Genomic DNA, 13,290 nt, shown 5'->3' on the forward strand with positions numbered 1-13,290 from the left:
TCGAGCCTCAGGCTAGGCTGCATTGTTCCCAGCGAATTAGCAATCGCTAACCTACCGCCCAACGGAGTAACGCAGGTCCAGCGCCGGCGATTTGCGTCGCCACGAAGAAGCTCGATCGGTTCCACATGATCGGCACCGGCGACGTCAAGCGTGCCGAGGATTGTCCCGAGGGCAACCCGATGCCGCGCTTGACTTGCTCATATGTTTCATAATAAATCATACATAATAAGCTTAAAAAAGACGACGCATCTGGGAGCATCTATGAAAATTACGGCCATCAAGGCGCTCGTCTGCAATGCGGAAATGCGCAACTGGGTTTTCGTTCGGGTCGAAACCGATGAGCCCGGTCTGTTTGGCTGGGGTGAGGCAACGCTGGAATGGAAGACACGTGCCGTCGTCGGCGCGCTTCAGGATCTTGAGGCACTGCTCGTCGGGCAGGATCCGCGCAATGTGGAGCAGTGCTACCAAATCCTGACGCGCCACGGTTTCTGGCGTCTCGGCGTCGAGGGAATGTCGGCTGTCAGCGGCATCGAGATCGCGCTCTGGGACATTCTGGGCAAGTCGCTGGGCGTCCCGGTCTGGCGGCTTCTCGGCGGCCAGGTCCGCGACCATCTGCGCACCTACACGCATCTCGGCCTCGGCGACATGAAGGCGGTCTATGAGAGCGGGTCGGCGGACACGATCGTCGAACGCGGACGCATCGTCACGCAGGCCGGCTACGACGCGGTCAAGGTCGTCTGCATTCCCTACACCCACTATGTCTCGCCGGCGAAAGCGGTCGACTCCGTCGCCAACATGGTTGGCGCGCTGCGCGAGGCCGTCGGTCCCGATATCGACATCATGGTCGACTTTCACGGACGCCCGGCCTCCGTCAACGCGGCGATGGACTATCTCAAGGCGATCGAACCGGCCCGCATCATGTTCGCCGAAGAGCCGGTGCCGCCCGAAGATGTCGCCGGCCTGGCGCATATCACCGCGCGATCGGCGATACCCATCGCATCCGGCGAGCGGCTGATCGGGCGCCGCGAGTTCACGCAATCGATCGCGGCGCGCGCGTTCAACATTGCCCAGCCCGATATCTGCCATACTGGCGGTCTGCTCGAGACCAAGAAGATCGCGGCTCTGGCGGAAACCGCCGGCATCGGCCTTGCGCCGCACAACCCGCTCGGCCCGATCGCCGGCGTCGCGGCGCTTCACTTCGGCATATCGACGCCGAACGTCATCATCCAGGAGGAGATGTCGGGCGCGGTCGCCTGGTACGACGACGTCGTCACCTGGCCGATCGATCGCAAACCCGGCCGCTGGGACGTGCCCAATCTGCCGGGCCTTGGCGTCACCGTGAATGAAGATGTGATCGCGCGCCACCCCTTCAAGCAGGAAGTGCTGCATGCCCGCAACGCCGTCATGCCCGACGGCACCGTGGTCGATTGGTGAGCGCCATGACAGGCAGGCTTCAGGGAAAGACCGCAATCGTCACCGGCGCCGGCCAGGGCATTGGCGCCGCCACCGCCCGGGCCTTTGCGATGCAGGGGGCAAAGACCGTGATTGCCGAACTCAACGCGGCAACCGGCAAGGCGATCGCCGACGAATTGCGTGCCAAGGGCACTGATGCCCTTTTCGTCGAAACCGATGTCACCGACACAGCGGCAGTGGCCGACATGGTGGCAAGGACGATCGCGGCCTATGGCGGTGTCGATGTTCTCGTCAACAATGCCGGCGCCAATGTCTTCCACGAACCTTTGCTGATGCCGGACGAGGAATGGGACCGCTGTCTCAGGCTGGATCTCCAGGCCGCGTGGTTCTGCAGCAGGGCGGTGTTGCCGATGATGCTGGCGAAGGGTTCGGGGTCGATCGTCAACATAGCCAGTTGCCACGCCTTCAAGATCATTCCCCACACATTTCCCTATCCGGTCGCCAAGCATGCGCTGGTCGGCCTGACCCGCTCGCTCGGCATCGAATATGCGGCGCGCGGCATCCGCGTGAATGCGATCGCCCCCGGCTACATCGAGACACCGATCGCGGAAGCCTATTGGAACACCTTTCCAGACCCGGCCGAGGAGAAGCGGCGGGCCTACGATCTTCATCCGCCCAAGCGCATTGGCCGGCCGGACGAAGTTGCAATGACGGCGGTTTTCCTCGCTTCGGACGAAGCGCCGTTCATCAATGCCGAGACGATCACCATCGATGGTGGACGCTCGGTTCTCTACCACGACTGACAACCAAGCAGGGAGGATCCACATGAAAACGACGACAAAGGCTCTGGCAACATTGGCGATACTGGCTGCCGGACTGATGGCCGGCGCGGCAAGCGCCGACGACATCAAGATCGGCTACATCAACAAGATGGGCGAGCATCCATGGTTCGTCGCCGAAGTCGGCGGCGCCAAGAAAGCGGCCGAGGCGGCCGGCGCCACCTTCGTGTCGCAAGACGTCCAGTTCGACTCCAATCTGACGATCACCACCTTCGACACGATGGTCGGCGACGGCGTCAAGGGCATCGCCATCGTCGTTCCCGACAAGGCGCTGGGACCGGTCATCGCCGAGAAGGCCAAGGCGGCGAAAATCCCGCTGGTGGCGGTCGATGACGATATCTACTACCAGGACGGCACCCAGGTCCCCTATGTCGGCATGAATGCCTACAATATCGGTGCGCGGGTAGGCGAAGAACTGGCCAAGCTCTACAAGGCCGACGGCTGGGCCGGCAAGGAGGTGCGTATCGCCTCGATCGAGGACCGCAAGGCCGACACCTGCATGCAGCGCAACAAGGGTGCCGAGGAAGCGTTCCTGAAGGCGGTGCCCGATTTCAAGCCGGCAAACATCCTTCGCGTCCCCTATGACAACACGATGGTCAACGCCATCGACGTCATGACCACCACATTGACGGCCAATCCCGGCGTCACCAACTGGATCTTCTATTCCTGCAACGATGACGGCGTGCTGGGTGCGTCGCGAGCGCTGGAAAATGCCGGCTATGCCGCGGACCAGGGCATGGGCATCGGCATTGACGGCAGCCGCGCCTGCGAAGCTTTCGGATCAGGCAAGCCTTCGGCATTCCGTGGTACGATGTGGCTCAATTCGGCAAACCATGGCGCGCTGGCGGTGAAGATCCTGCTGGCCTCGATCAAGGACGGAACGAAGCTGCCCGTTCAGTCCTTCACCGACCCGGAATACATCACCGCCGGCAATTTTGCCTCGGACTACAAGGCCAAGCTCTGCCACTGAGCCGGACCTGCGTCATGCGTCCCCAGGGGCGCATGACGCTTTCCAGTCGGCAGGTTCGCTGGCTGCAATGCCACCGAACACGGATCGATCCTTGGGAGTGAGCCTTGATGCAATCGGACTTCTTCTCGCTCGACGGCATATCGAAACGCTTCGGCGTCGTGCAGGCGCTCGACAACGTTTCGATCGCCTTCCGGCCAGGCGAGGTGCTCGCTCTGGTCGGCGAGAACGGGGCCGGCAAATCGACGATGATGCGCATTCTCGAGGGCGTGTTCGGACCGGACACCGGCACCGTGCGGCACGGTTCCACGCCGGTCGTTTTCGGCGAACCGCGCGACAGCCACCGGGCCGGAATACGCGTCATCCATCAGGAGCCGGAGATCGTTCCGAACCTGACCGTGGCCGAGAACATTTTCGTCGGCGAATTGCCGCGCCTGGCAGGCGTCCTGCTCGACTGGCGCAAGCTGGAGGAGCAGACCAACCGGGTGCTTGCGACCTTCGGCATGCAGCAGGACATGCGGCCACGCCAACTCTGCGGCACGCTCGGCCCGGCGCAACGCCAGATGATCGAGATCATGCGCGCCATCCGTGCCGGCGGCCGGCTGATCGCCTTCGATGAGCCGACCTCGTCACTGACCGATGATGAAGCGCGGCGCCTGTTTTCCGTCATCCGCCGGCTGCGCGAGGACGGCACGTCGATCATCTACATCTCGCACCGGCTGAACGAGGTCATCGACCTTGCCGACCGCATTGTCGTGTTGCGCGACGGCAGGCTGGTCGACGATTCGCCGGCGGCCGGCGCCAGCGAGCAGACCATCGCCAAGCTCATGGTCGGCCGCGACATCGCCGATCTGTTCACCCGCGAGACCTGGCGGTCCGGGGAACAATTGCTTGATGTGGCGGGATTGACCACCGACCGCGTCAGCGATGTCAGCCTCAGGGTTCGTCGCGGCGAAGTGCTCGGCATCGCCGGCCTCATGGGTGCGGGCCGCTCCGAACTGGCAAAGGCGATTGTCGGCTATGACCGGCGCATCGCCGGCACCGTAGCCATGAACGGCGCGCCCGTTCTCCCCAACAGTCCGCATGCGGCGATCGTCGCCGGCATCGGCTTTGCTCCCGAAGACCGCAAGCACGAGGCGTTGCTGCTGTTCCGAAGCATTCTCGACAACGCAGCACTTTGCGTGCCCGACAAGACGTCGAGCTTCGGCTTCTTTAACCGGCGCAAGGCGCTGGAGATTGTCTCGCCGCTGGCAGCCAAGATGTCGATCAAGGCACCCAACCTCGACGAGCAGGTTTCGAAACTGTCGGGCGGCAATCAGCAGAAGGTCGTTCTGGCGCGCTGGCTTGCCCGGCAGCCGATGCTGCTCATCCTTGACGAACCGACGCGCGGCATCGACATCGGCGCCAAGGTGGAAATCTATCGGCTGATCGACGAGCTCGCGGCAAGCGGCATCGGCATCATCCTGATTTCCTCGGAAATGCCGGAACTGATCGGCCTCGCCGACAGGGTTCTTGTCATGGCGGGAGGCCGCATCACGGCAGAACTTGCCCGCCCCGGCATCGACGAGGCGACGATCCTCAAACACGCCATGCCGCAATCCGCACCAGCGCCCGGAGACCACTTTCAATGAACAGCCTCGAGCTTCGCGCATCGAAAGCGCAGACCGACGCCAGGGGCCTTGTGGAGCGCCTTGGCGTTCACAACATCAGCCTTCTGGTGGCGCTCGCCATTCTCGTTGTCATCTTCGGTTCGCTGCGCGGCGATGTGTTCTTCTCCAGCCGAAACCTGCTCAACATCGGTCTCGGCATCACCATTCTCGGCGTGCTGGCGATGAGCCAGACCGTGGTCATCGTCGGCGGCGGTCTCGATATCGCCGTCGGCGCCACTGTCGGTCTGACCACGGTCTCGACGGCAATGGCCATCCAGGCGACCGGGTCGCCGGCGGCCGGCATCGTTGCCGGCCTGGTGCTTGGCGGTCTTGCCGGTCTCGTCAACGGCATCATCATCACCTATGGGCGGGTCAACGCGGTCATTGCCACGCTCGGCACCATGGCGATCTTTCGCGGCATCGCCTTCATCATGTCCGACGGCCAGTCGATCGCCATCTTCAGCGACACGTTCCGGTTCATCGGCATCGGACGCATCCTCGGCCTGCCGTTGCTGGTCTGGATTCTGGTGCTGACGGCGATCGCATTCCACCTCTTCCTCGCGCGCTCGATTGTCGGCCGCAACATCTATGCGCTCGGCGGCAATCCCGTGGTCGCTCGCTTCTCCGGCATCAACATCAACCGCTACCGCGTCGGCATCTACATCATGAGTGGCGTTGCCGCCGGATTGGCCGGGATCCTGCTGGCTGCCCGTACCGGTTCGGGTCAGCCCGTATCCGGATCCCAGGGCCTGGAACTCGAGGCCATCACCGCGGCCGTGCTGGGTGGCTGTGCCTTGCAGGGCGGCAAGGGCACGATTGTCGGCGCGCTGCTCGGCGTCGCCATCATTGGCGTGCTCAACAACGGAATGATACTGACGTCCGTGCCAACCTTCTATCAATTGCTTGCAAAAGGCTCACTGCTGATCCTTGCTGTGGTCATTGCCGAATACCACTTGAACAGGACATGACGATGGGCGCGGCGACCGCTGCAATCGATCAAGGCAAGCAGGACCTTCCTGCCGGGGATGGCGCCACCTTGTCCCTGAAGGATCGCATCGCACGCGATCTCGGACAACGCATCCTCGCCGGCACCTACGCACAGCACGCGGTCCTGCCGACGGAGGCTGAACTGTGCGTCATCTACGGCGCCAGCCGCACAGCACTTCGCGATGCGCTGCTGACGCTTTCGGCCAAGGGCCTGATCGAGGCGCGCAAGCGGGCCGGCACGCGTGTGCGCGTGTCGAGCGAATGGAACAGGCTTGATGCGCAGGTTCTCGAATGGATGCGCGATATCGAGCCTGATCTCGATTTCGTCCGCGGCTTGATCGAGGCGCGGCTGGTCATCGAGCCGGCCGCCGCCCAGCTTGCGGCCAGGATGGCGACCTCGGGCGATCTCGCGGTGATCGAAGCCGCCTATGAGGCCATGCGCATTGCGCCGGAGGACGACCTCGCGGCCTGTCTCGATGCCGATGTCCGCTTTCATACCGCCATCCTGCGCGCCAGCCGCAACCCGGTTTTCGCCAATCTCGGCAACATGCTGGCAGCCGCGCTCAGCTTCTCTTTCCGACTGACCACATCGGCCACCGCCAACTATCAGCAGACGCTCAGCGCCCATGGCGATGTGCTGGAAGCAATCCGCATGCGCAGGGTCGACGACGCTCACGACCAGATGAAGGCGCTGATCGGCATCGCCTCGAACGACCTTCTCGCCGTCGCGCGCAAGGGCCGCCACCAACAGCCGGTCCCCGCTGCCGGTGCCGATCCCATCTGAGTTCGATGATCCGGACCATTGAAATTCGAAATGGCGACCTGTCCGCCGAAATCGTTCCGTCGCTTGGCGCCGGTCTGGCGCGGTTCGACCATGGCCGCACGCCGCTGTTCAGGCCATGGCCTGACGGCGGCAGCACGAACCCATTCGATCTCGCCTGCAACCTGCTCGTGCCATGGTCAAATCGCATCTCGGGCGGCGGCTTCGCCTTCGACAACACATTCCACGAATTGTCCCCCAACGTTGCCGGCGAGCCCTTTCCCATTCACGGCAATGGATTTTCAAGCGCATGGGACGTCGACTCCTTGATGCCGGACAAAGCCACGCTGTCGCTCGTCAGCGAAGGGCCCGGTCCATATCGGTATTGCGCCGAGGTGATCTACGCCCTGACCGAACGGGCGCTCGATCTGCAGCTTCAGGTCCTCAACGGGGCGCCGGTCAGGCTGCCGTTCGGGCTCGGCATCCATCCGTGGTTGCCAAGAACGGCCCTGACAACGCTTCATGCCCCGGCGTCACAGGTATGCCTGGAACTGCCCAGCCATCTCCCCGACAGGTTCGAGGATGTCGCAACCTGTCCCGATTGGGATTTCGCCACGCCGGCCGCCTTGCCCGGCGGTTGGATCAACAATGCTTTTGCCGGCTGGGCCGGCGTCGCTTCCCTATTTTGGCCAGAGCAAAATCGCGGCCTCAGGATCGAAGCATCCCCGGCCCTGAGCTTCTATCTCATCTATTCGCCATCGCAGGCGAGCGACTTCGTCTGTTTCGAGCCGGTCAGTCATGTCGTGGATGCCCACAATCGCGGTTCGGTCGACAAGTGGAACGGATTGTCGGTGCTTGGCCCTGGCGAGAGCCTGGTGGCCAGTTGCAGCTTCGCTGTCATATAGAGCGACCAGCATGGCCCCGGCGTGCCCGGCGCGCGCCGACAACCAGGGCTCAGATGTCAGGATCGTCGAGAATGCGAGAGAGCGTGCTGCGCCCCAGCGCACTCATGGCGGGGTTGGTGCGACGGTAATACCAGACGAGACCCATGGCCTGCTGGAATGCCCAGGCAGCACCGCGCTTCCACAAGAGGTCCTCGACTTGAAGACCGCTCCGAAAGGTCGCCCTTCGCTCGCGGTCGAGAAGATGCCACACGGCCACCAGATCCAGCGACGGATCTGCTGGTCCGAAACTGCCGCCATCAAGCACTCCGACAAGACGCGCGCCCCGCACGAGAAGGTTTGGTGGGATAAGGTCCTTATGACTCATCACGACAGGCCCAGCGGAGGGCAACTCCCGGAACCGGGCCCACAGATCGCGCAGTCGAGCCACATCAAGAAGGCCCTCGCTGTTTTCAAGGCAAACAGCCATCCAATCGTCATGATCGGGGAGATGTCCACCACGTCCTTGCCCGTCGAAGCGTCGACCTCGCGTGTCTGCCTGGCGCAACGACGCCACGAGGTGTGCAAGGTCAAGGGCGAACGTCGTCGATCCACTTAGCCCGTGTGGCGTGGCAACCTCGCCTTCGATCCACGTCTGCAATGCCCATGGCATTGGATATCGAGGACCGGGCTCGCCGAGCCCAATCGGTTGCGGTGTCGGAAATAAGCAATGTTCTCCGATCTCGACCATGGCAGCGGCCTCCGACCGAAGCATATCGGCGCAGTCGGCCGGCTTCATCGCCCGCAGCGGGAACCGCGCAGCGCTCTTAGAGCCAATGCGGAAGATGGCGTTGACGGTTCCCGACGATCCAACTGAGGTGATGTCCTCATGACGATACTGGGGAAACTGATCGCGGATCATCTGGCGGGCGATATCGATGTCGATATTCACCTGATCGTCATGCATCATGAGTTCTCGTCCTGCCGAACTCGACATCAAGGGCAAAAGCGCCGAATGCGCAACAGAGATCGGAATATCGGCTTCTGAAGTCGGACGGGAGCTTGCTGCGGACGTCTTCGGTGAAACGCATCCCCACCAGCGCACTCGCAGTGATCGGGTTTCGCCCCTAACCCGCCGCCGCAGCCGCCACCTTCCTCGGCGCAGCTCGCTGCCGGCGCATGCGGCGTTTGGCGACGAGTTTGAGGGCAACCGGCGGCTCGGTCGACAGCGCTCCCGTCACGGCGTCGACCATGCCATGCGCGACGAAATCCGCGTTGATGTCCTGGGCCAGTTTGGCCGCCGCTTCCTTGTCGTCGTTGCCGGTCTCCGACCAGAACACGATGCCCACTCGCAGTGCGGCCTTCGCCCGCTTCAGCCGGCGGACCAGGAAGCGGGCGTGTTTGACGGAATCCCGGTTGAGAAAACCGACCACCACGGCGTCGATGGTTTCGAGCTCGAGGCGGCGGATGCTGGCGGGTTCCATGTCGGCAAAGCCAACTTTCGACGCGGTCGCGCCCTGGACTTCCAGCACCTGCGCCAGCATTGCCGCGGCGGCATCGTCGAGTTCCCCTCGCCCGCCGGCGCAAAGCACCGACATACCCGTGCCGTCGGGCAGTTCGGCCGCGTCCTCGCCAACGGCATCGCCGGGCTCGTCCGCCTCCCCGGAGATGTGCGGGCTTTCATCCTCGGCCGCTTCCTCCTTCGCATCGTCTTCGAGATTGGCCACCAGCGTCAGCGCGCTGGCCGCCACTTGCCGCCTCTGCAGGTCGCCCATGACGCCGCGCACGCGGTCGCGCTCGCCCAGCAGAAGCGCCGGGATGGCCACCTCGTCGTAGAATTCGACCAGATATTTTTCCTCGAGCATCTCTTCGGCATGGTCGGTGGCTTCGTCCGGATCGCCGGCCAGCAGCCGCTGGTAGAGGCGCGCATGCGGTTCGAGCACCGGCTCGTTGCCGAACAGCACGTCGAGGAATTCAAACTGCGGCACATGCCTGCCCAGCACCACCAGGCAGACGGTGAGCGGCGTCGACAGCACCAGCCCGAGCGGTCCCCACAGCCACGTCCAGAAGATCGCCGCAACGATGATCGCAAGCGGCGACAGCCCGGTTCGCGACCCGTAAAGCCAGGGTTCGACGACGTTGCCGGTGACCAGCTCCATCACCACGAACAGGGCGGCCGTCCACGCGACGAGCTCCCAGCCGGGGGCCACGGCCAGCGCCAGGAACAACGGCAGCAACGCGCCGATGACCGGGCCGATATAGGGAACGAAACGCAGCGCCAGCGCCAGCAGCCCCCACAGCAAGGCATTGGGAATGCCGAGGATCCACAGCCCGATCGCGATCGGTATGGCGTAGACGATGTTGACGACCAATTGCATCAAGAGATAGCGACCGACGCGCTTGCCGGCATCGCGAAGCGCCTCGGTGGTGCGGTGCAGGTCGCCATAGCCGACAAGCCGGATGAAGCGGTCGCGCAAATCCTCCCGCTCGAGCAGCATGAAGATGACGACGACGATGATCAGGCCTGCGGACCCGAGCGGACTGATCAGCGGACCGACGATGTTCTGCAGGACTTCGAGCGGCCTTTCGCGCGCAACGATCTCGACGGGCACCGGCTCGCGCGGTGGCTTGTCCGGCGTGGCGGCCGGCAGCGTGGCGTCCTGCCTGTCGATCTCCTGGCCGACACGCTCGACCACGGTGCTCAACCGCGAAATGATCCCGCCCCCGACGCCGGTTTGCTTGAGCGAGCGGATCTTGGCCAGGATATTGGTCTGATAGACCGGGATGTTCTGCGCCAGTTCGCTTACCTGCGTGGCGACGATGAAGCTGAACAGGGCAAGCGCCGCGAAGGCACCGAGCACACTGGCGATGACCGCGGCGATCCGGGGAATACCGACCCGTTTGAGCGCCGAGACCAGCGGCGCCAGCGCGAAGGTCAAAAGCAGCGCGATGGCGATCGGCAGGAAAACCTCGCGCCCGAAATACAGCGCCGCCACCGTCGTGACGGTGGTCGCCACATTGGGCAACACGGTTCGCGGATGGGGCGCGGCGGCCGCAAGAATGTCGTCCAGCCCTTGAGGCGCTGACGCCGTGCCGTTTCGACGATTGGCCACTCTATGATGCCTCCCCCTGCCAACAGCATGGTCTGACATATTGAGCCGGCGTGCAACCTTGGCCGACTGCAAGGCGCTGATACTCAACGGGCAACAATCCGGATGGCTCCCACACCCTTGACATTTAGTGCTCGCCTCCATAAATGAGTGATCACTCACTCAAACGGTTTGGAAATGGCCCGCCCCCTTAGCGAAGAAAAGCGCGACGCAATCCTGGCATCGGCCACCGCCCTGGTGGCGACGCTGGGCACCGGCGCGGCCACGGCGAAGATCGCCAGGGATGCCGGCCTCTCCGAAGGCACGCTCTTCAATTATTTCGCCAGCAAGGACGAGTTGCTCAATCAGCTCTACCTCGAGATCAAGGCCGATCTCGGCAAGGCGTTGCTGACAGCCTATCCGTCGCAGGCCAGCCTGCGCGAGCGCTGCCGCCATGTCTGGAACAACTTCATCGACTGGGGCGCGGAATATCCGATGAAGCGCAAGGCCATGCGCCAGCTCAGCGTTTCCGAGCGGATCACCGAGCAGAGCAGGCAGCAGGGCAACGCGGCCTTCGGCGACATCAACGCGATGATCGAGGAAAGCCTTGTCGACGGCGGGCTGAAGGGCTGCTCGATGAATTTTGCCGGAGGCATTTTCGAGGCGCTGGCGGAGACGACGCTCGAATTCATCGCCCAGGATTCACGGCAGCGCGAACACTACAAACAGGCCGGCTTCACCTTCTTCTGGAACGGCATCTCCAAATAGCCCCAGGCACAATCTCAATCGGCACCATGCAGATCACCGAAAGACATCATCAACTCAACCGCAAAAATGAGTGCCTACTCACTCTTTTATATGACAACTCCCTGAAAGGATAAGACAATGCCAAAAATCTGGTTGATCACCGGCAGCGCCCGCGGACTCGGGCTGGATATCACCGAGGCAGCACTTGCCGCCGGCGACAGCGTCGTGGCGACCGCCCGCGATGTCGCCCGCCTCGCCGATCTCGAAAGCCGCTACCCCGGGCAGTTGCGCGGCTTTGCGCTCGATGTCACCGACGCCACCGCCGCGCAGGCCGCCGTGGACTTTGCACTGAAGACGTTCGGCCGCCTCGACGTCCTCGTCAACAATGCCGGCTTCGGCCATATCAGCCCCTTCGAGCAGACCGAGGAGGCCGATTTCCAGGCGCAGATCGACACCAATCTCTACGGCGTCGTCAACCTCACCCGCGCCGCGCTTCCCGCCATGCGCGCCCAGCGTTCGGGCCACATCATCAACATCTCTTCGGTCGGCGGCCGGACCGGGACGCCGGGCCTCAGCGCCTACCAGGCGGCCAAATGGGCGGTGGGCGGTCTCACCGAAGTCCTGGCACTCGAGCTTGCCCCTTTCGGCGTCAAGATCATCGCGGTCGAGCCGGGCGGCATGCGCACCGACTGGGGCGCCACCGCCATGGCCGATGCCCCGGCCTTGCTGCCGGACTATGAACCAACCGTCGGCGCCGTGCTGGGCATGCTCAAGGCCTATGTCGGCAATGCCATCGGCGACCCGCGCAAGGTTGCCGAAATCGTCGTCGATCTGACCACGCGCGATACGCTGCCCGCCCACCTGATCCTCGGCAGCGACGCCTTGCATGTCTTTGCCCAGGCGGAAGCGGCGCGCCAGCAGGCGGCAAAGGAATGGGCGCCGGTCAGCACCTCCATCGATATCGAGGGCGTCGACCTGTCGTTCCTGTCGCGGGAGGCCCAGTCATGAGCACCTGGACCACGCATGACATCCCGCCCCAGCAGGGACGCAAGGCGGTGATCACCGGCGCGACAGGCGGCCTCGGTTACGAGACCGCTCTGGCGCTCGCGAAGGCCGGTGCGAACGTGCTGATGACCGGACGCAACGAAGCCAAGGGCAAGGATGCGCTGAGCCGCGTCCAGGCTGCGGTTCCCGGTGCTGCCGTGCGCTATGCCCATCTCGACCTTGCCGACCTGGCCTCGGTCGAAGCCTTCGCCGGCCAGCTTGCCGGCGAATGGGAGGCGATCGACCTCCTGGTCAACAATGCCGGCGTGATGACCCCGCCGACGCGCCACGAAACCGTCGACGGCTTCGAATTGCAGTTCGGCACCAACTATCTCGGCCATTTCGCCCTGACCGGCCGCCTGCTGCCGCTGCTGCGCAAGGGACAGAAAACGCGCGTCGTCAATCTCAGCAGCGGCGCCCATCGCATCCAGGCGGCGATCCATTTCGACGATCTGCAATGGCGCAAGCGCTACCGGCCCTGGGCGGCTTACGCGCAATCCAAGCTCGCCATGATCCTGTTCGCCTTCGAACTGCAGCGCCGCAGCGATGCCAAGGACTGGGGCTTGCTCAGCAACGCCGCGCATCCCGGCTACGCCCTCACCGACCTGCAGACCAGCGGCCCGCGCCTGGGCCGCAATGGCAGGTCGTCACCCTTCGATTGGCTTGGCGTGCTGCTCGCGCCGGTCCTTTCGCAATCGGCCGCCGCAGGCTCGCTGCCGACGCTGTTCGCCGCGACAGCGCCCGATGCGAAAGCGGGTGGCTACTACGGTCCGCAAGGTCTGTTCGAAATGAAGGGCAAGGTCGGCGAGGCCAGGATCGGCAGGCACGCGCGCGACACCGCTGTCGCTGCAAGGCTGTGGGACGTGTCGCAGGATTTGACCGGCGTGAGGTGGCCGGGTGCGACGGCCTAATGC

12 protein-coding genes are annotated in these 13,290 nt (G+C 63.8%); 10 read left to right on the forward strand and 2 right to left on the reverse strand.

Annotated elements, in window-relative coordinates; all coding sequences use genetic code 11:
- Positions 1-261: 261 nt before the first annotated feature.
- The 7 genes from dgoD to HB778_RS02595 all read left to right on the forward strand — a co-directional run bounded on the left by dgoD (position 262) and on the right by HB778_RS02595 (position 7,520).
- A complete protein-coding gene (dgoD, locus tag HB778_RS02565; RefSeq protein WP_183461230.1) occupies positions 262-1,434 on the forward strand; it encodes a galactonate dehydratase in 1,173 nt (390 codons plus the stop codon).
- A gap of 5 nt (positions 1,435-1,439) precedes the next feature.
- Positions 1,440-2,216 carry an SDR family oxidoreductase gene (locus HB778_RS02570; protein ID WP_183461232.1) on the forward strand — a complete coding sequence of 259 codons (777 nt, stop codon included), beginning with the start codon at positions 1,440-1,442 and terminating at the stop codon, positions 2,214-2,216.
- A 22-nt stretch (positions 2,217-2,238) separates the two neighbouring features.
- Positions 2,239-3,222, forward strand: coding sequence for a substrate-binding domain-containing protein (locus HB778_RS02575; RefSeq protein WP_095203567.1), 984 nt, complete (start codon positions 2,239-2,241; stop codon positions 3,220-3,222).
- A gap of 107 nt (positions 3,223-3,329) precedes the next feature.
- Positions 3,330-4,850 carry a sugar ABC transporter ATP-binding protein gene (locus HB778_RS02580; protein ID WP_244661775.1) on the forward strand — a complete coding sequence of 507 codons (1,521 nt, stop codon included), beginning with the start codon at positions 3,330-3,332 and terminating at the stop codon, positions 4,848-4,850.
- On the forward strand, positions 4,847-5,836 hold the full coding sequence (locus HB778_RS02585) for an ABC transporter permease (protein ID WP_183461237.1): 990 nt from the start codon (positions 4,847-4,849) through the stop codon (positions 5,834-5,836). Before HB778_RS02580 ends, HB778_RS02585 begins: the two co-directional genes overlap by 4 nt.
- 2 nt (positions 5,837-5,838) lie before the next feature.
- A complete protein-coding gene (locus HB778_RS02590; protein ID WP_244661776.1) occupies positions 5,839-6,639 on the forward strand; it encodes a FadR/GntR family transcriptional regulator in 801 nt (266 codons plus the stop codon).
- Between the two features lie 5 nt (positions 6,640-6,644).
- On the forward strand, positions 6,645-7,520 hold the full coding sequence (locus HB778_RS02595; protein ID WP_244661777.1) for an aldose 1-epimerase: 876 nt from the start codon (positions 6,645-6,647) through the stop codon (positions 7,518-7,520).
- A 49-nt stretch (positions 7,521-7,569) separates the two neighbouring features.
- On the opposite strand, the gene HB778_RS02600 is transcribed toward HB778_RS02595, so the two are convergent.
- Positions 7,570-8,466 carry an aminoglycoside phosphotransferase family protein gene (locus tag HB778_RS02600; protein WP_183461242.1) on the reverse strand — a complete coding sequence of 299 codons (897 nt, stop codon included), beginning with the start codon at positions 8,464-8,466 and terminating at the stop codon, positions 7,570-7,572.
- 157 nt (positions 8,467-8,623) lie between these two features.
- Complete coding sequence (locus tag HB778_RS02605; RefSeq protein WP_432421230.1) at positions 8,624-10,609, reverse strand: AI-2E family transporter; 1,986 nt, start codon at positions 10,607-10,609, stop codon at positions 8,624-8,626.
- 174 nt (positions 10,610-10,783) lie between these two features.
- Between HB778_RS02605 and HB778_RS02610 the strand changes: the two genes are divergently transcribed.
- The 3 genes from HB778_RS02610 (at position 10,784) to HB778_RS02620 (ending at position 13,287) form a co-directional block, all read left to right on the forward strand.
- A complete protein-coding gene (locus tag HB778_RS02610; RefSeq protein ID WP_183461244.1) occupies positions 10,784-11,353 on the forward strand; it encodes a TetR/AcrR family transcriptional regulator in 570 nt (189 codons plus the stop codon).
- A 117-nt stretch (positions 11,354-11,470) separates the two neighbouring features.
- Positions 11,471-12,340: an SDR family NAD(P)-dependent oxidoreductase gene (locus tag HB778_RS02615; RefSeq protein WP_183461246.1), complete on the forward strand. Its 870-nt coding sequence runs from the start codon at positions 11,471-11,473 to the stop codon at positions 12,338-12,340.
- On the forward strand, positions 12,337-13,287 hold the full coding sequence (locus HB778_RS02620) for an oxidoreductase (protein WP_183461248.1): 951 nt from the start codon (positions 12,337-12,339) through the stop codon (positions 13,285-13,287). The genes HB778_RS02615 and HB778_RS02620 overlap by 4 nt, the downstream gene beginning before the upstream one ends.
- Positions 13,288-13,290: the final 3 nt, after the last annotated feature.

The organism is Mesorhizobium huakuii (assembly GCF_014189455.1).
Lineage (GTDB): Bacteria > Pseudomonadota > Alphaproteobacteria > Rhizobiales > Rhizobiaceae > Mesorhizobium > Mesorhizobium huakuii_A.

Coding starts and splice junctions, on each gene's coding strand:
- dgoD (WP_183461230.1), top strand. CDS start 262: ATGAAAATTACGGCCATCAAGGCGCTCGTCTGCAATGCGGAAATGCGC.
- HB778_RS02570 (WP_183461232.1), top strand. CDS start 1,440: ATGACAGGCAGGCTTCAGGGAAAGACCGCAATCGTCACCGGCGCCGGC.
- HB778_RS02575 (WP_095203567.1), top strand. CDS start 2,239: ATGAAAACGACGACAAAGGCTCTGGCAACATTGGCGATACTGGCTGCC.
- HB778_RS02580 (WP_244661775.1), top strand. CDS start 3,330: ATGCAATCGGACTTCTTCTCGCTCGACGGCATATCGAAACGCTTCGGC.
- HB778_RS02585 (WP_183461237.1), top strand. CDS start 4,847: ATGAACAGCCTCGAGCTTCGCGCATCGAAAGCGCAGACCGACGCCAGG.
- HB778_RS02590 (WP_244661776.1), top strand. CDS start 5,839: ATGGGCGCGGCGACCGCTGCAATCGATCAAGGCAAGCAGGACCTTCCT.
- HB778_RS02595 (WP_244661777.1), top strand. CDS start 6,645: ATGATCCGGACCATTGAAATTCGAAATGGCGACCTGTCCGCCGAAATC.
- HB778_RS02600 (WP_183461242.1), bottom strand. CDS start 8,466: ATGATGCATGACGATCAGGTGAATATCGACATCGATATCGCCCGCCAG.
- HB778_RS02610 (WP_183461244.1), top strand. CDS start 10,784: ATGGCCCGCCCCCTTAGCGAAGAAAAGCGCGACGCAATCCTGGCATCG.
- HB778_RS02615 (WP_183461246.1), top strand. CDS start 11,471: ATGCCAAAAATCTGGTTGATCACCGGCAGCGCCCGCGGACTCGGGCTG.
- HB778_RS02620 (WP_183461248.1), top strand. CDS start 12,337: ATGAGCACCTGGACCACGCATGACATCCCGCCCCAGCAGGGACGCAAG.